Source organism: Asticcacaulis benevestitus DSM 16100 = ATCC BAA-896, from assembly GCF_000376105.1.
Lineage (GTDB): Bacteria > Pseudomonadota > Alphaproteobacteria > Caulobacterales > Caulobacteraceae > Asticcacaulis > Asticcacaulis benevestitus.
Genome location: NZ_AQWM01000028.1, coordinates 13,054 through 35,330, shown reverse-complemented (window position 1 = coordinate 35,330; position 22,277 = coordinate 13,054). Strand labels below are relative to the sequence as shown.

13 protein-coding genes are annotated in these 22,277 nt (G+C 55.6%); 12 read left to right on the top strand and 1 reads right to left on the bottom strand.

Going from position 1 to position 22,277, the window contains the following annotated elements:
- Positions 1 to 426: 426 nt before the first annotated feature.
- Positions 427 to 2,640 (top strand): TonB-dependent receptor, encoded by a 2,214-nt coding sequence (locus B060_RS0118570; protein ID WP_162149130.1) that lies wholly within the window; start codon positions 427 to 429, stop codon positions 2,638 to 2,640.
- 182 nt (positions 2,641 to 2,822) lie between these two features.
- On the opposite strand, the gene B060_RS25180 is transcribed toward B060_RS0118570, so the two are convergent.
- Positions 2,823 to 3,044 (bottom strand): hypothetical protein, encoded by a 222-nt coding sequence (locus B060_RS25180; RefSeq protein ID WP_018083306.1) that lies wholly within the window; start codon positions 3,042 to 3,044, stop codon positions 2,823 to 2,825.
- A gap of 228 nt (positions 3,045 to 3,272) precedes the next feature.
- Between B060_RS25180 and traA the strand changes: the two genes are divergently transcribed.
- The 11 genes from traA (at position 3,273) to B060_RS0118510 (ending at position 22,243) form a co-directional block, all read left to right on the top strand.
- Positions 3,273 to 6,416 (top strand): Ti-type conjugative transfer relaxase TraA, encoded by a 3,144-nt coding sequence (traA, locus tag B060_RS0118560; protein ID WP_018083305.1) that lies wholly within the window; start codon positions 3,273 to 3,275, stop codon positions 6,414 to 6,416.
- 11 nt (positions 6,417 to 6,427) lie between these two features.
- On the top strand, positions 6,428 to 7,150 hold the full coding sequence (locus B060_RS0118555) for a DUF6118 family protein (protein ID WP_018083304.1): 723 nt from the start codon (positions 6,428 to 6,430) through the stop codon (positions 7,148 to 7,150).
- A gap of 88 nt (positions 7,151 to 7,238) precedes the next feature.
- Complete coding sequence (locus B060_RS25175) at positions 7,239 to 8,645, top strand: recombinase family protein (protein WP_018083303.1); 1,407 nt, start codon at positions 7,239 to 7,241, stop codon at positions 8,643 to 8,645.
- A 14-nt stretch (positions 8,646 to 8,659) separates the two neighbouring features.
- A complete protein-coding gene (locus B060_RS25170) occupies positions 8,660 to 10,060 on the top strand; it encodes a recombinase family protein (protein ID WP_162149131.1) in 1,401 nt (466 codons plus the stop codon).
- A 206-nt stretch (positions 10,061 to 10,266) separates the two neighbouring features.
- Positions 10,267 to 11,022: a helix-turn-helix domain-containing protein gene (locus B060_RS0118540; RefSeq protein ID WP_018083301.1), complete on the top strand. Its 756-nt coding sequence runs from the start codon at positions 10,267 to 10,269 to the stop codon at positions 11,020 to 11,022.
- A 98-nt stretch (positions 11,023 to 11,120) separates the two neighbouring features.
- Positions 11,121 to 12,632 (top strand): S41 family peptidase, encoded by a 1,512-nt coding sequence (locus B060_RS0118535; protein WP_018083300.1) that lies wholly within the window; start codon positions 11,121 to 11,123, stop codon positions 12,630 to 12,632.
- Between the two features lie 272 nt (positions 12,633 to 12,904).
- A complete protein-coding gene (locus B060_RS0118530) occupies positions 12,905 to 14,410 on the top strand; it encodes a hypothetical protein (protein ID WP_236621616.1) in 1,506 nt (501 codons plus the stop codon).
- A gap of 265 nt (positions 14,411 to 14,675) precedes the next feature.
- Complete coding sequence (locus B060_RS0118525; protein ID WP_018083298.1) at positions 14,676 to 14,867, top strand: hypothetical protein; 192 nt, start codon at positions 14,676 to 14,678, stop codon at positions 14,865 to 14,867.
- A gap of 128 nt (positions 14,868 to 14,995) precedes the next feature.
- On the top strand, positions 14,996 to 18,730 hold the full coding sequence (locus B060_RS0118520; RefSeq protein WP_157405673.1) for a hypothetical protein: 3,735 nt from the start codon (positions 14,996 to 14,998) through the stop codon (positions 18,728 to 18,730).
- 249 nt (positions 18,731 to 18,979) lie between these two features.
- Complete coding sequence (locus B060_RS0118515; protein ID WP_018083296.1) at positions 18,980 to 20,818, top strand: ATP-dependent nuclease; 1,839 nt, start codon at positions 18,980 to 18,982, stop codon at positions 20,816 to 20,818.
- Complete coding sequence (locus tag B060_RS0118510; protein WP_018083295.1) at positions 20,819 to 22,243, top strand: UvrD-helicase domain-containing protein; 1,425 nt, start codon at positions 20,819 to 20,821, stop codon at positions 22,241 to 22,243.
- Positions 22,244 to 22,277 lie beyond the last annotated feature (34 nt).

Here is a 22,277-nt window from a genome sequence, read left to right as displayed (position 1 = left end):
TGTCAAACGCGACTCATGATTGCAAGTGTTTTTATGGTACTCTGAGACCGTATGTGTTGTGTGTCTCGCGCTTGTCACATGTGCAGCACACCTGAGCAATCGTAGCGTAGCGGAGATTTTGAAGGGTGCACTTACCCGTTAGCGCTATGTGCTCAGAAAGCTCTTGCCGATTTCAAGATTTATGCATACCTTGCATCACAAGATAATTGGCGCTGAAAGGCTTTGAATTTATTCTCCTAGGCTTCTCAACAGATGCCAGTATTCAAGGATTTGAGATTATACCAGTCAAACATCGGCCTTCGGCGGATTAGCAACCTCTATGCCGTTTAGCAATATCGCAGAGGCTGTCAGATCACGATAGCAGCGGGCATTGAGATACCAAGTTGGTTGATGTGGAACACAACGTTTCATATGGAGTTGAATGACATGCGTAAATTTCTTTCGCGGGTCCTTTGTGTGGTTGCACTTGGAATTACACTGGCCGCACCTTCCGCAAATGCCGTTGACGCTGCTACCTCGCTCCGCGTGCTTTCACAAGGGGAAGGCACCCTACACCGCTCCGATCCTACCGAACAGTTCGTAGTCCATTCTGAGCGGGCCCTGCACGCGCAGGATGTGGCGCCAGCAGCACCAGAGCAGCCAGCGGCCGGAATCGACAAGGCTGAGGATGGCCCCGCCATCGTGGTCACTGTACGCAAACCATCGATAACTAACAAAATCGATCGGCGCGTTTACGATGTCTCCGCCCGCGACGATGCGTTTTCCAATGCTAACGACGTGCTGTCAAGGATACCTTCGGTGACTGTCGATCCCCGTGGTCGCATCGCGCTACGCGGCAATAGGCAGGTCAAGGTGCTGATTGATGGCGTAGAGGGCCGGCCCGAAGTTGTTAGCAACCTCAGAGCGTCGGAAATCGATCGTATCGAGGTTATGACGAATCCCTCCGGCCAGTTTGCTTCGGACGGTAGCGGTGGCATCATCAATATCATTTTGAAAAAGAAGCGGAAGCAAGGGATAAACGGCGACGTAAGTCTCGGCGCTGACGGTGACGAACGCTACAATTTTAGCGGCAATGTCAGCTATAAAACCGGACGTTGGACGGCCTCAGCGGGTGCAGGCTCGAACCACATCCGGGATCTGCGGACCTTAAATGGACTTCAACAGTGGTCGACCCCGTCGGGCATCGAAACCACTACAAGCGCCAATCTTACCAGCTTCTCACGCCGGTTTGGTTTTGAAACAGCGCGGCTGGTCTATGATGCCTCTATCAATGACAGGCTAGAACTCGGCTTCGGAAACTACCACTGGCGCGGCTCTGTGGATGATAGCGGGATCGTTCAGATTACCGGGCCATCAGGCGCAGTTGTCGAAGACCAAAAAGAAACCATCTTTACCGCCGACAACGGTTTCAGCGCTGTATGGACGTTCAGTTATGTGCACAAGGGCAAGGTTGATGGAGAACGTTTTAGTCTCAAACTTAACCGTGTCGATGGAAGAACTGCCGATATCGCGGATCATCACCTGAGCAGGACGGTACCGTCACCGGAGGACGAGAATTATTCCTATTCCAACCTATCTCCCACCAGCAGCACATCGTTAGGCGGTGACTACGAACGACCTTTTGGGACTTCGCGCCTGACCGCTGGTTTCTGGGTCGAGACGAGCGACAACGACGTCCGGAGCCGTTCGGAGAATATCGCTGCCATTGTCCCATCAGAAAGCGATTTTGATACAACTTTCCTTTATGACCGACGCACACTCGCAGGCTACGGCACTTGGCAGACACCGCTTGCCCGCTGGGTGGTAATGCCAGGGTTACGCATTGAGTCTGAACAGTGGAATGCTGGCGCGTCATCGCGCGACGAACTGCGGCTCCTGCCGTCGCTCAGCCTAAACCGTCCGCTGTCAGACACAATGCGCCTCGTGGCGAGCTACAGCAAACGTACGCAAAGGCCGGACATCATTCAGCTCAACCCACGCCGAGTCTATTACTCGCGATACTTGGTCTATGAGGGCAATTCGGATCTCCGCGCCCAGAACACAGACTCCTTCGAGGTCGGGTATGAGTTCACGGGCAAGAAATTCAGCTCGAACGGCAGTCTCTACTACCGGGTTAGCCATGACCCTCTAACCGATGCACGCCGCGTAGCAGCAGACCAGACCGTCATCGCTACAGTTATCAATGCCGACAAGTCACGCGCGGCAGGACTTGAATTAAGTGCGAAGGGTAAGATTACGAAAACAGCTGATTACTCGGTGAACCTGAATGTCTTCGATAGCGAAGTCAATGGCGTGTTCGGCGGTGAAACTCTGCGCCGGCAGTACGTCACCTGGTCCGGCAACGCGATTGTCGAATTCAAGCCGACGCATGAGGACTGGTTGCAATTGAACCTGAATGGCGCCGGGCGTAGTGTCATGCTACAAGGTTACCAGACAGGCTTTTATCGTTTAGACTTGGCCTATCGTCGCAAGCTAACGGCGAAATTGACGATTGCGGTGAATGCAATGGATTTGTTGAATTCTTCGAAGCAAACAACTCTATTTGTCACGCCGGAAGGCGAGTCGAGGACAATCGGTCGCGCGAAACGTCTGGCGGTTATGATCGGCCTTACGCGTAAGTTCGGGAACAGCGAGCAATAGAATCGATGCGAATGCCTTCTGTGGGCTAGGCGTGTTTGTTGCGTGGATTAGGTGTGCGGCGATCCAAGTCCCTGACGAGTACAAGTAGCGATGCCGGCAAAGGTCGCCAGTGCGATTAGAGAGCGTCTCCCCAACGTTATCATCGCGCTTCCCTATCTTTTTCAAAGCATTGGTAATTCAAGTCAAGCAGTGCTCCAAAGGAGGTGCCATGTGAGATGCGTGAAGTCGCGCAGATAGTCGGCACTGGCTGCGTTGCCGTCTTCGATACGATGAAGGACCAGTGCGCCCAGCAGCACTTTGCGCCGGGTGTCTCTGGCCCGTTCGTCTTTGGTCAGCCTGGCTTGCAAAGTCTTGCGTTGGGCATCCAGTTGGGCCAGCCGTTCTTCGATGGATTTACGCGCCATTGCGCCACCCCTGTAACAACTCCACGATGCTTTATTTTGCCAAACTCGACTCTTGATTGCAAGTGTTTTTGTGGTACTCTGAGACCGTATGTGGTGTGTGTCTCGCGCCTGACAAATGTGCGGCACACCTGAGCCATCGTAGCGTAGCGGAGATTTTGAAGGGCGCACTTACGAGTTGGCTAGCCAACTCAGATGCGCGCCGGCAGTAGCCGGCGAAGGGATAGGTCAATGGCGATTTATCATCTGAGCATGAAAACCGTCTCCCGTGCATCGGGCCGCTCAGCCGTGGGCGCGGCGGCCTATCGTTCCGGCACCCGCCTAACCAATGAGCGCGATGGTGTGATCCACGACTACACCCGCAAGGGCGGCATTGAGCATTCGGAGATCGTCTTGCCGCAGGGCAGCCATGCCCACTGGGCGCGCGACCGGGAGACGTTGTGGAATGCCGCCGAGTTTGCCGAAAAACGCAAGGATGCCCGCGTCGCCCGAGAAATCGAAGTCGCCTTGCCGCATGAACTGACGGGGGAACAAAGACTCGAACTGGTGCGTGACTTCTCGCAATCTCTTGCCGATCGTTATGGCGTGGCGGTGGACTTCGCATTGCATACGCCAGATCAGGATATGGATATCCGCAACCACCATGCGCACATCCTGTTCACGACCCGTCAGGTGACGGAGGATGGACTTGGCGACAAGTCGACGCTGGAACGTGAAAACAAATGGCTGAAGGCGCGAGAGCTGCCGACGACCGACGAGCAGTTGAAAGCGCTGCGTGTCGAGTGGGAAGAAACCGCCAATCTTCATCTTGCCCGCGCCGGTCATGATATCCGCATCGATCATCGCTCGCACCAGGATCGAGGGCTGGAGATTGAGCCGACCCAGCACGTCGGTGTGCACGCCACGCAGATGGACCGGCACGGCAAGGAAGTCGAGCGCGAGCGATTGGCCGAGGAGGCAAGGGTACGCAATGCCGAGCTGATCCGCCAAAACCCCGACCAGGTGCTGACTTTGATCACCGGTGAGAAGAGCGTCTTCGATCGTCGCGATGTCGCCCGCACCTTGCATCGCTACATCAATGACGACCCGACGGAATATCAGGCGCTCTATTCAAAAGTCATGGCGTCTGACGAACTGGTGCGGATCTCTGAAGGACCTGACGGTGTGCGCTATTCAACGCGGGAAATGGTCGAACTGGAAACCGGCATGGCGCGAGATGTGTCAGCCATGTCCGGACGCTCAAAACACGGCGTCAGGGACAGCCATGTCGATCGTGCCATTAACGGCCAGGACGATGCGATACGGCGCGGCGTCGCTGCCGGATTGCCTGATGATCTGGCCGCCGATCAGCGCGCGCGCCGCTTGCAAGCCGCCGGTATGAGCGACGAGCAGCGTGATGCCGTCAGGCATATCACTGGCGATGCTCAGGTGTCCGTCGTTGTTGGTTTTGCCGGCGCCGGCAAGAGCACGATGCTGGCGGCCGCGAAGGAGGCATGGGAAGCCGAGGGCTACACCGTGCACGGCGCGGCGCTTGCGGGCAAGGCCGTCGCCGGACTGGAGGAGAGCGCCGGCATCGAGGGACGAACGCTCGCGTCATGGGAGATGCGCTGGAAGATGGGGACGGCGCAGCTTGGCCCGCGTGATGTCATGGTCATCGACGAGGCTGGCATGGTCGGGTCGCGACAGCTCGCGAAATTTGTCTCTGAGGCCGAACGGACGGGCGCCAAGCTGGTGCTGGTTGGCGACCATGAACAGCTTCAGGCGATCGGCGCCGGCGCGCCCTTCCGGGCCATTGCGGAAGAGGTTGGCTACGCCTCTGTCGAAGATATCCGCCGGCAGCGTACCGACTGGCAAAAGGAGGCCTCTCGCGCCTTTGCCACCGAGCGGACGGAGGAGGGGCTGTCGGCCTATCAGCAGCGCGGCCACGTCCATCTAAGGGCCGACCAGGAGGCCACCCGTGCCGCGTTGGTGCGTGACTATGTCGATGACGTCGAAGCCCGGCCGGGTGGCAGCAGAGCTGCCATGGCGCATCGCCGCGTTGATGTTCACGCCCTCAATGAACACATCCGCGATGAACTGAAGGGCAGGGAGCATCTTCAGGGTGATGAGATGACCTACAAGACCGAGAATGGCGAGCGCAATTTCACAGTCGGCGACCGCATCGTCTTCCTGCAAAACAACCGCGACATGGATGTGAAGAATGGCACGCTGGGCACGGTCGAAGCCGTCGAGCAGGGGCGCATCCTAACGCGGCTGGATGGCAGTGATCGGGCGGTGGCGATTGATGCGAGCGAGTACAAGACGTTCGATCATGGCTACGCCACGACGATCCATAAGACGCAAGGGGCAACGGTAGACCGATCCTATGTGCTCGCCTCAGAGACGATGGACCGGCATATGACCTATGTCGCCATGACCCGTCATAAGGACATGGCAACACTGTACGCTGGTGAAGACCAGTTCGCCGACATGGCGTCTCTTAAGTCCCGTCTCGGCCGCTCAGGCGCCAAGGAGACGGTTCTGGACTATGTCGATCGCGATGGCCGCCGTCGTGACACTGGTCAGCCGGTGAGGGACACCGAGGCCTTTGCCCGGCGGCGCGGGATCGACAGCGATATTGTCTATCCGGTTGAGCGGCAGTCATCTGGCCTGGCGCGCGGGACGGACGCGGAGCCCGATAGATCGAACGAGCCGGCCCAGCCGGCGAAGAAGCGCAGCATATTCACAGGCCTGAAGCTGAAGGCGAATGCCCCGGAGCGTGACAACAACCACAACTGGGATGCTGCCATTGACGATCGACCCGGTAGGCGCGGCACGTCTCCGCTGGAGAAGGCGACGGACCGATATGCCCGCGCCTACAGCGACGCCGCCCGCATGCAGCGGGAAGGCCTCCCGATCCTTGAAGGACAGAAGCTGGCGCTGAACGAGGCATCGCGGTCTCTTGACCAGGCGCAGCCCGGTACGGCCGGGGTTATGGAGTCGGCCTTGCGGCACAACCCGGCCATACGACAGGCCATGATGGATTTGTCGGGGGAGGCTCGAACCCAGACCCTGATCACCGGCATGTCGCAGGAGCGTCAGGCCTTGGCCGACCCGCATGTGCGGGCTGATCGCTTAGTGGATCGGTGGCAGTCGCTGAGTGCCCGGCAGCAGAGCTTGCAGGGCTGGCAGCACGACGAGGCCCGCGCGCCCGTGGAAAAGGCCATGCGCGACATGGCCAAAGAGATAGCCCGCGATCCGCAGGTGGAGTCGTTGCTGCGCAATCGGCGTCAGGAACTTGGGCTCGCCAAGGCTGGCGGTCAGGACAGCATCAGTCGTGAGCTGGAACGATCAATCCAACGCGACCGCGACCGTGATCGCGGTTTAGGACTGTAGGAGGGGAGAGAATGGTAGACGAGATGGCGTCAGCGGGTGGCGAGGATGATAGTGACGAGGCAGCCAAGGCGTTTGACGCGCTACGCAAGTCCATCGACAGGCGCAATAGCGCGACGACGGCTGAACTGAAGACCATCCGTAAAGGCGTCGAAGCCTTGTTCGACCAGATCGAGGCTTTGCAAGCCAAGCCTGACTTCGCGGCAGACCTGGCTCAGTTGAAACAGATCGGTGTTGTCGTCGCCAAACGGTTGGAGGCATTGGAGGCCTCGCCGGCTCTGAAGCAGGGCATCAATGCCTTCGAGCGCGCAGGCACGGACCTTGTGAAAACGTCGGCGCAGGCGTTTGATCAAAAAGCGCAAAGGTTCGACTATGCGGCTGCCTCGTTCGAACGCATTACCAGGAACATCAATGATCGGCACAATTACAGGCGGTACGTGGCGATCGCCGGTGGGTTGGGCCTAATAGTGGGCGCGTTGCTGTTGTTATTCCTGCCAAGGTTGTTGCCATTCGATGCGGACACCTATGTGGCGGCCGCCATCATGGGTAAATCACGTTGGGAAACTGGCACAGCCATAATGCATGCCACCAATCCGGATGTTTGGAAGGCCGTCACCGTCAATGCACAACTTGGCGCTGACAACGCGGCATCACTTATACGGTGCAGGCAGTTGGCAGCGAAAGCGGGGCAGGTGCAGAAATGCACTGTGAAGGTATTGCCTCAGAGTGGCCAGTGAAAGGGAATTGCTATGATGCAATTTGCCGCGCTTTGTGATAAATGAATTTCGGGCAGGCTGCCGGGGCATTCATTTGTCGCGGTGCTGCATGAAACAATTGACCCTCACAGGCCGTCCGCGCGCGGTGCAATACGTCCGAATGTCGACGGACCATCAGCGCTATTCCATAGATAATCAGGTTGCCGCAATTGGCGAATATGCGGAACTGATGGGATATGACATTGTCGCCACCTATGCCGATGAGGGTAAGAGTGGATTGACCCTACGAGAGCGAAAGGGGCTTTCGCAACTGCTTCATGATGTTCGTCAACCCGATCATGATTTCTCGATAGTTCTAGTCCTTGACGTCACGCGCTGGGGGAGGTTTCAAGACCCTGATCAATCTGCCGCCTATGAGTTTTTCTGTAGAGAGGCAGGTGTGCGGATTGAATACGCAGTAGAAGCATTCGCGAATGACGACAGCGTTGGCGCGGCAATTCTGAAGCACCTGAAAAGAGTTATGGCGGCAGAGTATAGCCGGGAACTATCTCGTAAGGTCACTCAAGCCGTTAAGAGGTCCGCTAGCCTAGGCTTCAAACAAGGAGGAGGGCCAGCTTATTGTGTTCGCCGATTGGTCCTTGACGCGGATGGGAATGAACGCGGCATTTTAAAACCTGGGGATCATAAATTTTTAAGAAGCGACAAGATCGTTTTAATACCTGGCCCATCTCACGAAATAGAGGTGGTGCGTAAAATTTTCCGTCTGTTTGTAAAGCGAGGCCTGAGCATGCGAGAAGTGGCAAGGCTTCTGAATGATCAAAAAGTCCCAGCCTTGCTTAACCAGGAATGGGATGGCCATTTAGTCAAGCGCGTATTGGTCAATCATCTGATGATCGGTGAATACGTCTTCAACCGCACAACAAAGCGATTGAAGAGCCCGACACGCCCAAATCCAGAATCTGAGTGGGTGCGCATTCAACTTTTCAAGCCTTTAGTTGACCCAGAGTTATTCCGTCTCGCAAATGAACGACTCAAGGCGCCTATAGATCACCGTATCCCCGACGAGGAAATGATCGCAGGTCTCAAGCGTCTGCTGCGAGAAAACGGTAAGCTCAATTGGCAAGTCATTAACGGGTGTTCTTACGTACCTTGCGCCGGCACATATCTCGTTCGGTTCGGTAGTCTGAAGAATGCATATGAGCTTGCTGGATTTGACACTGATAAAAGAAACTGTCGCACCCCTCGGCGTAAGAAATACTCGGACGAATTTCTATTTGCGGGTCTGCGGCGTTTGCACGCGATTCATGGCTGGTTATCGGCGGCAATCATACACGCAGATGACGAATTGCCTGCGCCCCAACATTATAAGAAGCGGTTTGGAAGTTTAGGGGCTGCCTATCGACTTGCCGGATTAGAGTATGACAAAGGCGATTTGATGCGACGAGGTATGCAGCGTCACTGGCGTTTGGTTCGCTCAAAACTGCCGTGGTCGTCTGCATCGTTAAAATCTACCTAAATATGGAGGAGGACATGGATTGCCCAAGTTCCGGTCTAACGCGAAAAGCGGCTCAGTATTTGCGAACGTCTACAAACAGCCAGCAAAATTCGATGGCGGCGCAGGCAGCGATCATCGCGGAATTTGCTGCTGCAAATAATATCGACATCGTCCGAACCTACGCTGACGAAGGCAAAAGCGGTCTAACCTTGCAAGAAAGGCCCGCATTCTCTGAACTGCTTCAGGATGTATGGGCGCCAATTCCCGCGTTTTCAATTGTGCTGGTTTCTGACGTGACCCGTTGGGGCAGGTTTCTGGACGCGGATCAAGGTGCAGCTTACGAATTTTTCTGTCGAGAGGCCGGCGTACACGTCGAATATGTTAATGAAGCGTTCGAAAACGATCAGACGTTCACAACGGCGGCCGTGAAACACGTCAAACGGGTAATGGCCGGCGAATATTGCAGAGAATTATCGCGAAAAGTTTCACGTGCGCATGTCCAGCAAGCAAAACTTGGATACTTTCAAGGTGCCCCGCCACGATATGGTTACAGGCGCCTCTTGATTGACACTGATTTCCAAGTGCGCGGTGTGATGCAGGCGGGGGAAGTGAAAGCCCATCCAAGCGATAAGGTCCTGATAACCCTCGGACCTGAGGAAGAAGTCAAAACAATTCAATTGATATTCAAACTTTTTGTGGACAGGGAAATGAATCTTCGCGAGATCGCGGCGGTTTTAAATCGGAAAAATATCCTATCCACTAACGGCCATCGCTGGAATTTTTCCATCGTTAAAAGCGTTCTGAAAAACGAACTAGTGATCGGAAATTACGTCTATAACAAGACTACCAAAAAACTGAAGTCACCGCACATGCTGAATCCCGAATCTGAGTGGGTACGTGTGAGCGCTGTGACACCGATTGTGCGGAGGTCGGTATTTATAAAGGCGAGTGAAAAACTTAAATTTCTTCGGCACCACACTGTTTCTGACGGTGAATTGATCGCTACTCTTCGCAAGTTACTCAAAGCCAAAAAGACGCTGTCCTGGTCCTTGGTCGATGCATGTCCTTACACTCAGTCGGCTTCAACTTATCACGCTCGTCTGGGAGGCTTCTGGGCGGCATGCGAACTTGTAGGCTTCAGCCCTATTCCGGTTATTAAATCGAAGCGAGCCGTTTTCAAATCTGTAACAAATGAAAAATTGCTGCGCCGCATGCGCAAGCTATTTGCAACTCACGGCAAAATAACTGCGTCTCTGATCAATAACGAGCCAACCTTGCCGGGCTATAAACACATCGCGGCGCGGTTTGGCTCACTTGCGACAGCTTATGCTTTGGCCGGTTTCGAAGTCCCTGCGGCATCGCATGTAAGACTAGCGCCGTCACCGACGCGACCTGCAACACCTTGGTCATATGCTGAGCAACTTCGCCAAGCTTAGGATCGCCAACGCAACAGTCAAAGCTCGACGATGGCGTGGGGTTGACAGACTTGTATTCAGGACCAGGGCAAGCTTCTGTAAAATCCTCGCACACGTTCATAGGCATGCTCGAATTCTGGTAGCGTGCAAGACAACATAGAAAGCTAACTTGTGCAGAGGCTGCGGCGTTGCTTGACGGGCGTAAAAGCCGGCATATAGTCGAGGTCATGAACGGCCTGTTTTCCTCCATTCGCCCGTCGCGTTACAAGCCGGATGTGGTCATGGCTGCTCATGCCCATGATGACACTAGCTTTTCGCTAGTGCTGTCCGGCAGCTATGAGGAAACCATCCGTGGACGTAGTGAAACCCACAGCGCAGGCGCCTTGCTGGTCTGTCCGCCGGACGAGCTGCATGCCCAGAGATTTGGGCTGGGCGGGGTGTACAAGCTGGTTTTTTCGCCCACGGCGGATGCTCTGGGTCGTCTGGGTGAGGTGTCGCGTTTAGCTGAAGCACCGATCGTGCGTTCTGCCGCCGTGGCGGATGTCGGGCGTCGCATATTGACTGAATTGCGCCGGGCGGATGATTTTTCGTCTCTGGTTATCGAGGGGTTGTCGCACGAACTGCTGGGTTTATTCGCCCGTGGCCAGGCGGCAGGCATGCGTTTGCCCCGGTTTCTAAAAGTGGCAATTGATTACCTGAATGATGCCAAAGGCGCTCAGATGACGCTGGATCATTTGGCGGCTGTTGTGAGCTGTGATGCCGGTCGTTTATCGGAGGCCTTTCGTCGTTATCTAGGTTGTACAGTTGGCGATTATCAGCGCCGGTTACGGGTTGAACAGGCAGCGGCGCTGCTGATCTGCGGGCATCTGCCCATTGCTGAGATCGCCGTCTTGTGCGGCTTTGCGGATCAGCCGCACCTTAACCGTGCGTTCAAGGCGCAAATCGGTACGACGCCGGCCGCCTATCGCAGGGATCGGCACTAAAAAACGCCCCTTAACGTTCAAAACCCGTCTGGCGTTCAAGACGATACGATATGGACCGGTTAAGCCCATCTGATTATCGCGCAAAAGAGGGGCATATCATGAGCAAACCGCACCAAATTAATCCTTGGATTTCGGGCTTGGCCGCTGTGGTTATGACTGGCAGTGCGGCTTTTGGCGCCCTCGCTGATCCGGCGTACGATCCGACGGCCTGGCGTGAGGACTATGCCCAGCTTAAACAGACGTTGGAAAAAGAATACGTCAATTTGGCTTGGTTTGGCTCGGCGCAGGGGGGTATCAATCTGCCGCGTCTCGATCAACGAACGCAGGCTTCACTGGCGGCGGCACGAACCGATGCCGAAGCCCGGCAAGCGCTGGAGCAGTTCATCGGCGCCTTTCACGATGGCCATTTCTCCGTCCTGACCACGCAGGCTGCCCCGGCGGCCACGCCAGAACCCAAGGTGGAGCGCGCGCCGTTCGACGCCAACGATCCGATCAGCACCTGCGCGGCGCTGGGTTTCCTGCCGACCAGTTCGGTCGCCTTCTCGCTACCGTTTGAAACCTTGCCGGGCTTCACGCTCAAGTTTGATGGCCAAAGCTCAGTCTATCGCGCCGGTATCATTACGACTGCGGGGGGAGGGCGGGTGGGAATTATCCGAATCCAGGCTTTTCGTATGCGGGCTTTCCCGGCCGCTTGCACCTTAGGCTGGGAAAATCTGGTCAAGGCGGGCAAGCCACTGACGAACGGGGCTGTGCGGGATGCAGCCTATGATCAGTGGCTATCAGCGTTCAAGGATGAAATCGCGGCGCTCAAGGCGGCGGGGGTCACAGTTCTGCTGGTTGATGTTGGCAACAATACAGGCGGTGACGACAGCGGCGATTTATTTCCGCGCCTTTTGACGGACAAGCCGGTTAACTCAGCGCCGCTTATGATGGTCGCTTCGCCCACGGGCGCGCAGTATTTTGATGAGCAGCTGTCGGGTATCGACGAGGCCTTGAAGGCAAGCCCATCGTCCGAAGCGACGAGCGCCCTACAGGCCGGACGAAACTATTTCGCCCAGGGCAAACCCACCACAGCCACACCTTGCGATCTGTCCTGGGTCTGGCGAGCACAGAAATCTTGGACGGGGCCACAATGCAAACGCCTGGCAGCTGCCGGTTATGCCGGAGGGGCGGCGGCGGTATTGCCGAGGGGCGCCTATGGCAACCAGACGGTGGCCTACCAGCTGTCTATGCCATCGGGTGCGGATGATATGTGGGCCATGTGGACCGGTCCGGTCTATGTGCTGACCGACGCCAAGACCTATTCCTCGGCCGAGATGTTTACCGCCGTCATGCAGGACAACCGCATAGGCAAGACGGTGGGCGTAAAGACCGGGGGCGATGGTTGCGGCTTCATGGTCGAGAAGGAACCCTTGGTTCTGGCCCATTCACGGATACGCGTGCGTATGTCGAACTGTATTCGCCTGCGCCGCGATGGCGGCAACGAGGTTGCCGGTATCACACCGGACATCCCGGTTCTGCCGACCGAAGGCGAGGATGATCGGCAACGGGCGGTGCGGGCGCTTGGCGCGATTGAAGCGGATACGACGAAGAACGGACCTTCTAAGTAACCTTTTTTAAAAGTCGCAATAGGGTAATACTTGGTGGGCCCCGCAAGTAGCCGTCGTAATTATCCAAACCAGCGTTTGCCGCGCTTGAAAACGCACTTGCAGGCGGAAATAGCCCATCATTTTCTAACACACCATTTAGCACAAGTATTTTTCAGCGGCCAAAATTACGTTTATAATCAGGAAGATATGCGAATTTCGTTCAGGCTCATAACCTGAAGGTCGTCAGTTCAAATCTGGCCCCCGCAACCAAAAACTAGAACAAAAGCAAGTACTTGCAAAAAACGGCTTTCCTCACGGGAGGCCGTTTTTGCGTGGCACACTGCTGGCACACTTTTGACTGGCGTGACGCACCTGTGTTATTGTTTCCACCCTGGGTCGAACAAGGTGGGGATGCAATGCCTACGCATGAAGTTCTTGGTGGAAAAGTCCAACTCTACAGGAAGCCAAAAAGCCGATTTTGGTGGGTGGCGTCGACCGTAGGAGGAGATCGCCGCCGCGAAAGCACCAAAGAGGAAAACCTGGTCCTGGCGAAAGAGTTCGCTGAAGACTGGTTTCTGGAGCTTCGGGGAAAGTCCCGCGCCGGTGTCCTGACCAGGCGAGAGCCAAGTTTCGATGACATGGCCGACCTGTTCGAGGCGGAGTACGAACTGATCACCGAGGGCGAGCGGAGCCCCAAATGGGTACAGGGTCACAAAGACCGCTTGCGGCTACATTTACGTCCGTTCTTCAAAGGCATGGCCATTACGGAAATCGACTCCGGCAAGGCGCAGAGTTACCGCCTGCACCGTGCCAAACAATATGGCCGTCTTCCCGCCAAGGGGCAGGATGGCGAATATGTGCGGCCGCCGAAGCCGCCGTCGCGCAGTACCATCCACGATGAGATAGGCACACTGTCTCTCGTTCTGCAAACGGCCTATCGGCACCGCAAGATCCACGGCGTGCCGGATTTATCGCCGCCCTATAGGCAACAAAAGAAAATCATCCATCGACCCTGGTTCACGCTGGCTGAATACAAGCAGCTCTATAAAGCCGTTGCTAAGGCGGCGCGCGAAGCGCCGGAGCGCTACAGATACGCCTATGAGCAGCTTTACGACCAGATACTAATCCTGGGAAACACCGGCCTACGGCCTGATGAAGCGGCCAGGTTGCAGCACCGGGATGTGACGATCGCGCACGACCGCGACACCGGCCAGAAGATTTTAGAAATCGAGGTCAGAGGCAAGACCGGCTATGGCCCGTGCAAATCAATGCCGGCCGCTGTAAAGCATTACGAACGCCTGCTGGCCCGACCGAAGCAGGGGCCAAGTGGCCGCGCCAAGGACCGCAAGCAGTACGAGAAGCTGGCCGCGATAAAAATGGAAGCCGGCAAGCTCTCACCAGCGAGGCAAGAGCAATACGACGCGTTGGCGCCGCTCTTCGGTGAGAATGGGGCACTCAATATCCTCGAATATGCCAAACCCGCTGATCTTTTGTTCCCCTCAAACCATACTGACATCTTCAATGACATCCTGGTCAAGGAAGGGCTCAAATATGACCGCGAAGGCCATCCCAGGGTGCTTTACAGCCTGCGTCATACCTATATCTGCCTGCGCCTGCTTGACGGCGCCGACATCTATCAGCTTGCCAAAAACTGCCGGACCTCAGTTGAGATGATCGAGAAGCATTACGCTATCCATTTGAAAAATGTCATCGACGCCGGCGCCATCAATGTTCGTAAAACCAGGCGGCGCAGCCGCCCGGATACAAGCACCTTTACCGAATTGTCGGACGGGGAATAAGTCAGTTCACCTGGCGCTCGTCCGACCAATGGCGGCCCTTACCGCCATCACCCAGCAGCCGCCCCGCGTGGCTGCATTTGCGCGTCGCTCGCCGACGGACGCAAATGGGTTTAACACCAACATCTTGTAACTCTCGTGAGAATGTCGCATCCTGACGGCTTACATTTCTGTTCCTTCCTTCCGCCCGCACCAAGACAGCTGTCAGGCAGTTGGAGTTGTCCAGAGACAAGGATCGTCTGTCTATTTTCGCCGAGGATCGGAAAAAATGACGACGTCTCAAATCGATCTAAACCGCGTCCTACTGTACGTCGCCATCATCATTGCATTGTTGATTTGCAGTGGTTTTGGCTATCAACTGTCCATCAAGCCCACAGGACTGGAATTCAAACCGGTAGCGGGCCAGGCAGTCGAGGCCCGAGACGCCGATAACAAGAAAATACTGGCTCCGGCGAGTTGATGCTAGAAGCCGGGGAATCGTGACTTAGGGGTTGGATGCACACTTATCTAGATATCAGTAGTGACGACATCGCTTCATTGGATGACGTGCAGCTCCGAATACTAGTCGCGCGCTTATGTCAGGCTGAGATGCGTAAGAATCGTCTGTCGCCCGCCTACGTGACTTGGGACGGAGACCAACGCGCTTCAGACGGCGGAATCGACGTGCGCATATCTATTCCGGAGGACGTTGAGATAACCGGCTGGGTACCCGATCGCAATACTGTCTTTCAGATTAAGGCTGAGGATCTACCTCCAGCAAAAATCCGTGTGGAGATGTTTCCAGGGGATGTCGTTCGGCCAGCTTTAGCGGAACTGGATCAAGCGCGTGGGATTTATATCATTGCTAGTTCCCGGGCATCAGTTGCTGACCGACGTCTGCGAGAGCGAAAAATCGTAATGCGTGACTGCGCAGATCAGCATGAGCTCAGGACCCTTGGCGTCGACTACTACGGGCGCCGTGCGCTCGCGGACTGGGCATCGGAGCATAAATCGCTCGGGCCCTGGGTCAGGGCTTTGGCTGGGCGTTCTAGTGAGGGATGGAAGTCATACGGGCCGTGGGCCTATATGGAAACAACCTCTGACGCCCAATTCCTCGATGACCCAGAGGTGAAAGCGTTTATCCCGGGCGAGGAGGAGTCAGTTTCGGCGCTTACGGCGATTGGAAATATGCGCCAGCGGCTAGGCCAACCAGGCCAATGCTTGAGACTGATCGGGTTGTCAGGTGTGGGAAAGACAAGACTAGTTCAGGCGCTTTTCGACGACAGGGTGGAAACCGACCATCCGGCCCTTAATCCGGATACGGTTCTATATACCGATCTGGGGGATGAACCGTCACCAGCTCCGAACCATATGGCGGATCAGCTTATTGCGGAAAATCGGCGGATGGTTCTGGTCGTCGACAATTGCGGCGCCGATTTGCATGAGCGGTTGGTCAAGATTGTCGCGGCGGACAACAGCCATCTGAGCCTGCTAACCATTGAATACGACATCCGCGACGACCTATCGTTGGAGACGCAGGCTTACCGCCTTGAACCGGCTTCAAACGAGTTGGTCTCAGCGCTTGTACGACGGCGCTACAACTACCTCAGCGACAATGACGTGGAACACATCATAGACTTTTCGGGAGGGAACGCGCGGGTGGCCATTGTTCTGGCGGGAACGGCGGAGCAGGGCGGAGAACTTGCGCAACTTAGAAACAATGAACTGTTCGACCGCCTCTTCTCTCAACGTCAGGGTTCCAGTTCTGAGCTCCTGGCGAGCGCGACGGCGGCTTCGCTAGTTTACTCTTTCGATGGTGAAACCTCCGACGTCCCAGACAGTGAGTTGGCAACCCTGTCCGAGCTGGCGGGCCTAACTATGTTGAAGATGCGCAACTGCCTGAATGACCTTGGCCGGCGGGGGCTCCTTCAGAAACGGGCTAATTGGCGCGCCTTGCTGCCTCACGCAATATCGAACCGGCTGGCTCTGCGGGCACTTGATGATGTACCTCAAGACATGCTCTGGGCGAAGCTGGCATGTGGCTCGCTAAGGCTTGCCCGGTCATTTTCGCGACGGCTCAGTTATTTGCATGAATCCCCGATTGCAATGGCTCTTGCTGTTAGGTGGTTGTCTGACGGCAACGGTCTTACGAAAGTCGCGGCGCTCGAGGGGCTAAGTCTTGATATTTTCTGCAACCTCGCTCCCCTCCAACCCGAACGCGCGCTTACTTTACTTGAGGTGGCGATAGGCGACGAGGCTTTTCTTTCGACCCGAAATTTTGATCGGAGCCGCATAGCGCACCTAGTGCGCAATATCGCCTACGAACCGCAGTATTTCGAACGATGCGTGTACATCCTAGCTGCGTTTGTTCTGAAGGAGGACGGCAACAGCAGCCATGTCGCGGTACGAAGTCTGCTTGAACGCCTGTATCAAATTCAGTTTTCTGGGACGGATGCTTTGCCAGCGGAAAGGGCCAGGATCCTCGAGCGCCTACTGAGGACAGGTGATGCTAAGCTCGAGGCAATTGGATTTTCGCTGCTCGACACAGCCCTTGGTACCCGCATCAGCCGGGGAGTGTCGGCGGACTTTGGCGCCAGGCGGATGGGCTTTGGTTTTTTTCCGGAGACGGGAAGCGAAATCGCCGAATGGTATCGACTGTTTTTGAACTTCTCCGCGAGGCTCGGACAGGAGGCCGGACCTCTGGGAGGGGAGGTTCGTAAGCGCGTCGCTGACAAGATTTCAGACCTTTGGGAGTTTAGGGACTTATGGGACGACCTGGACCGCATCGCCAACCTGTTCTCTGCGATCGATGGGTGGCCTGAAGGATGGCTCGGCGCCAAATCGACCGCCTACTACCATTCGCGGACGCTTAGCCCCGAGGCGCGTGCCCGGCTGGAGAGTCTTCAGGAGAGATTGAAGCCATCGACCCTTGTGACCCGTATCAAGGCGCAGGTTTTTGGGCTCAAGAACCTTAGTCTTCAGGATATCGAGGAGGATGCGCCTGGGGAAGATTTCGATTATTCAGCCCGATATTTAGTCTGGCACAATCGTGCGAGGGAGCTTGGGCGGCAGGCGGCATTTGACGATGCTGCCCTAGATGAGGTTCTGCACCTTATTTTCCAGCAGACCAATTATAACACAGGCGCGGCTTTCGGTGAGGGCGTTGGTGCGGCTTATCCTGACATTCCCCGGCTGTTCGATAAATTGAAGTTTGCTTATAGTGGGCTCCCCCAGCCCGAGCAGCTGTATGCTCTGAGCTGTCTTTTGAGAGCGGCGAAGGCACGGAGCGCGGAACAGTTCGAGCGGTTCCTCGACAGTGCGCTTTCAGATTCGATCTGGGGGCCTGTTTTCGTCCATTTGCAGGGACACTTTGAGCTGGACGGCCGCAGTCTGGAGCGCGTTCTCGATCCGGTGGTCCTTGAACGAACGCCCATCAGGAATTACAAGTCGCTGGCCCATAGTCTTCGCATTTTATCGATTGACGAAGTGCGTAGGCTTGTCGACACCGTCCAAGGTAAGACCGACGGATTTCCATCGGCATTGGAGATGATGTTCTGGGCAGCCTACGATCAGGACAAAACGACACGCGATCGTCAGGGCATGCAGGCGCTGACCAGGGAATTTCTCGGTTCTGTGCCATGGAAAGATCTCGAGCGTCTTGATCACAGTGATGCGCATCATTTGGCAGATTTGGTGACCTTCGCATTTCCCAACGACACGGAGATTGAGGCCGCTGGAGCGGTCGCGAAGGGATATATACACTGGCGCCTTCGGACTTATATCCACGTCTGGAAAGACAAGAATGTACTCGGCGAGCTCTTCAAAATTTTCGGAACCGCTATTCTGGATAAACTGCTCCAGTCGGGGATGTTCGCCGAAGATGAGCAACTTATGGCGGCCCTAGGCCGCTCAAGCCGTTACGATACGGCAGCCCTAAGTTCGCTCAGCCCTGCCCAAGTCCTCGCCTGGTGCGAAGTTGACCCCGATCATCGGTTCCTACTGATCGCGAAATCTTTGGAATTCTTCGATCGTCGGCGAGAGGCGGGCGAGGGCAGTAAATCAGAGCAGTGGTCCGAGTTGGGATCTGCTATACTGGAACACGCACCCGACAGGCTGGCCATTATTCGCATAGCTATCGATACGGCTCATCCTCGAGGTGGGGATGGCGGCGTGGCGGATGTCCTTCGTGAGCGAGCGGAGCTCGTACGCGCGCTGGCGGATGGTACCGGTGGTCCAGTCGATCTCGCCACGCAGCAGGGATATGAAGCGTTGATGGCGAGTGGTGACGCCTGGGAACGGATGTTTAACAGGAGCGAGTCGAACCGAAACGTAACTTTCGAATAGCGCTTTCAGCCCGGTTTGAGATTTCAGCCTACCCTGTCTCATGCGTGGCTACCTTCTGCTTTCCTCATATAATATATTGGATAGCGGTCCATGATCTTGCCGTTTCTTAGAGCTACCAACGAAATCGCCTGTTTCTTATCAGAACATTTGAGACGGATTCGCTTACTTGTCGACCCGAAACGTCCCCGGGGCTTGGGGACGCTGTTCGCTATATTAGCTGCCTAGCTTTATTGTTCGCCTTAAGATTGAATGCTTCGTCGTTATAAGTATGATGATACTGACAAAAAAGGTGGGGCCAAAATGACGGTGATTCGTGAGATTGAAATTCGACATTTCAGAGTAATTTCGCATCTCAAATGGTGGCCAAACTCAGGTATCAATTGCCTTATCGGACCCGGAGACGGGGGAAAGTCCACTATCCTCGACGCCATCGAATTAAATCTCGGTGCTCGTCAGAGCTATAGCTTTACTGACGCAGATTTCCATCGCTGCGATACCTCGTCATCCATCATTATCGATGTGACGCTTGGATCTCTCGATGATGAATTGTTGAATCTTGAGGTATATGGACATTTTTTCCGCGGATGGAATCCACGCACCGGCGAGATGCAAAGTGAAACGGCCGCGCATTTGGAGACGGTCCTGACCTTACGCCTCCTCGTGAGCGCGGATCTCGAGCCCTTTTGGTCGCTATATTCGGACGGTCCGGCGGCGGAGGGGCGGGAGCGCAACATCCTGTTCAAACACCGTCAGAATGTGGCACCTGTTAGACTAGGTGCGACTGCAGCCCACCATATGGCTTTAGGGCCCAGATCGGTATTGGGTAAACTGTCTTCTGACATGTCCCAGGCGTCGGCGGCATTGGCGGCGGCGTCGAGGCAGGCGAGACAGGCCTTTGCCGATCAGGGATGCGAGGGCGTGGAAGACATCCTGTCCGCATCCAGGACGATCGCGCATAATATGGGCATCCGCGTGGATGATATTAAGGCCTTGCTCGACGTCCGAGGGGTGACCTTTACGGGCGGGGCCATCGCCCTTCATGACAACGACCATGTGCCTATGCGAAGTCTGGGCAGTGGTTCCATGCGTCTTCTTGTCGCCGGATTGCAAAAATCGGTCGGCAACTCAACCATCTTTATTGTTGATGAAGTCGAGTTTGGACTGGAGCCATACCGGATCGTCAGGCTGTTAGACTCTCTGGGGGCCAAGACGAATGATTCCACGCAACAAGTGTTTTTGACCACGCATTCTCCGATTGTATTAAAAGAGTTATCGTCTGTTCAATTGCACGCGATGAGAACGACAAAAGCGGTTATTCCTCCAATGCCGGGTGTGGAGGGAGGCGTTCCCATCCGTGTGACCCAAAATTGGATTAGGCCGTTAGGAGACAGGGAAGAGGCGCAGAAGACACTGCGCGCCTGCTCCGAGGCATTTCTGGCGCCTAATGTCATCGTTTGTGAAGGCAAGACTGAGATCGGATTGCTGCGTGGCTTCGATTTGCACGCCCAGGCTCAGGGGCAACACAGCATGCTGGCCCATGGATGTCACTGGGCCGATGGCAATGGATCGACCATGTTTGAGCGGGCTAAAATCTTTGCTGACATGGGCTATCGTACAGCTCTGTTCATGGATTCCGACGTCGTCTACGACCCTCAGATATATGCCGAGCTCGCGCAAAGGAATATCACCGTCTTCCGCTGGCCGGATCCATTATCGACGGAAGAGGCCCTGTTTGCGTCAGTGCCTCCAACCCATATCGAATTACTGCTGAACATCGCGGTACAATGGAAGTCCCAGGACTCTGTCGATACGCTCATCAAACGCTTTAGCAATAATACATATAGCCTTGGTGCATGCTTGCTTCATTTCGAGGAGGCCATGCGCCCTGTGCTGGGCACAGCCGCCAAGGATAAATCTGGCAGTTGGTTTAAGGACATTGAGCCTGCGGAACGCCTTATGAGAGAAGTGGTTGGACCGGGATTTGGGCAGGTGGCCGCACCATTCGCTGCGCCTTTTGGGGCGCTCTGGGACTGGATACAGCAATCGCCGACAGCGCGGCCGCTTCCGCGACCAGGTGGTATTCAGTAGATGGTCGACGTCGCTGATGTGCTGGGTACGGCGAGGGGGTGTGTAGTTGCGCCGGCGGGATGCGGGAAGACTGAACTCATTGTCGCCTCTGTCGCGCAACAGGCGACAAAACCATCGCTTCTCCTCACACACACAACGGCCGGGGTTGCCGTTCTGCGGGCACGGTTGAAGAGACTTGGCGTCCCGTCAAGTGCCTACAGGCTGAACACGATCGCGGGCTGGGCATTGGCATTAATCTCAATGTTTCCGGAGCGAGCCGGTTACGCACATGATGTGACCCAAAATCCCGACTATGTCGCTATTCAGAACGCGATCGGCACCCTTTGTAAGTCCGGTCATATTAATTCCGAAATCAGAGCGACCTACGGGCGGTTGTTTGTTGATGAATATCAGGACTGCACGTCCAACCAGCACGGCATTGTCAGTGGCCTAGCCCGTGTCTTGCCCACGGTTGTCTTCGGAGATCCAATGCAGTGCATCTTCAACTTCCGACGGGAGCCGTTTCCCGACTGGACGAATGATGTCATGGGCACATTTCCACTTCTTGGAACGCTACAAACACCCTGGCGGTGGAATCGGGTTGGTGCGAACAATCTAGGTGTCTGGCTACTTGGCGCTCGGCAGGCTTTACAGAACAGTCATCAGATTGACCTTCGAACCTGCCCGGGGCACGTGACCTGGTACCCTTTGACAAACGACTTCAATCAAAACATCACCACTCAGGTTCGCGTTCAGTATGAGCTATCTCGCCAATATCCTAGCCAATCCATTTTGATTATTGGGGATTCGATCCAGGCCACTTCGCGGCACAATTATGCTAGCCGGGCGCATGGCGTCAGCGTGGTGGAACCGGTCGATTTTGGCGATGTGGTGGCGAGCGCCAGGTCGATGAATAGCCAAGTTGGCGCGCCGCTTTTACAGGCTTCACTGGATTTTCTCTCTTCGGTGATGACGAACGTAGGTGGCACGCAAATCCAAACCCGAATTCAGTCGATTTTGAATCGCCGAAATCGTACCGAGCCTACGCCTGCTGAGATGGCGGCCCTGGCCGTCAATCAAAGTGGTGGGTACGCGGAAGTTATCGCTTTTTTCAAGGTTATGTCAGCAGACACCTCGCGGCGCATTTATAGAGACAGTGCCTACTACATGATGCTGGAGGCATTGAAGTCGGTGGTGCAAGGCGCGCCTCAAGATCTGGCGACATACACCGTCGGTCTCAGGGAGCAAAGACGGCATTCCGGCCGCGACATCGCACCGAAGTCGATTGGGTCCACCCTGTTGCTGAAAGGGCTGGAAGCTGACCACGTGATCATTCTTGACGCCGATAATCCTAAGAACCGAATGAGCCGAGAACATCTGTACGTCGCTTTGTCGAGGGGGGCTCGGACGATCAGTGCTTTCGCAAGGCGTCCGGTTATTCCATAAATTGCAACTGACTTGTCGATAGCAAAACCTTCAG

Bases quoted from the DNA above. Each gene is read 5' to 3' on its own strand.
- traA (WP_018083305.1), top strand. From the start codon at position 3,273: ATGGCGATTTATCATCTGAGCATGAAAACCGTCTCCCGTGCATCGGGC.
- B060_RS0118535 (WP_018083300.1), top strand. From the start codon at position 11,121: ATGAGCAAACCGCACCAAATTAATCCTTGGATTTCGGGCTTGGCCGCT.
- B060_RS25175 (WP_018083303.1), top strand. From the start codon at position 7,239: ATGAAACAATTGACCCTCACAGGCCGTCCGCGCGCGGTGCAATACGTC.
- B060_RS25180 (WP_018083306.1), bottom strand. From the start codon at position 3,044: ATGGCGCGTAAATCCATCGAAGAACGGCTGGCCCAACTGGATGCCCAA.
- B060_RS0118510 (WP_018083295.1), top strand. From the start codon at position 20,819: ATGGTCGACGTCGCTGATGTGCTGGGTACGGCGAGGGGGTGTGTAGTT.
- B060_RS0118520 (WP_157405673.1), top strand. From the start codon at position 14,996: ATGCGTAAGAATCGTCTGTCGCCCGCCTACGTGACTTGGGACGGAGAC.
- B060_RS0118515 (WP_018083296.1), top strand. From the start codon at position 18,980: ATGCTTCGTCGTTATAAGTATGATGATACTGACAAAAAAGGTGGGGCC.
- B060_RS25170 (WP_162149131.1), top strand. From the start codon at position 8,660: ATGGATTGCCCAAGTTCCGGTCTAACGCGAAAAGCGGCTCAGTATTTG.
- B060_RS0118570 (WP_162149130.1), top strand. From the start codon at position 427: ATGCGTAAATTTCTTTCGCGGGTCCTTTGTGTGGTTGCACTTGGAATT.
- B060_RS0118540 (WP_018083301.1), top strand. From the start codon at position 10,267: ATGAACGGCCTGTTTTCCTCCATTCGCCCGTCGCGTTACAAGCCGGAT.
- B060_RS0118555 (WP_018083304.1), top strand. From the start codon at position 6,428: ATGGTAGACGAGATGGCGTCAGCGGGTGGCGAGGATGATAGTGACGAG.
- B060_RS0118525 (WP_018083298.1), top strand. From the start codon at position 14,676: ATGACGACGTCTCAAATCGATCTAAACCGCGTCCTACTGTACGTCGCC.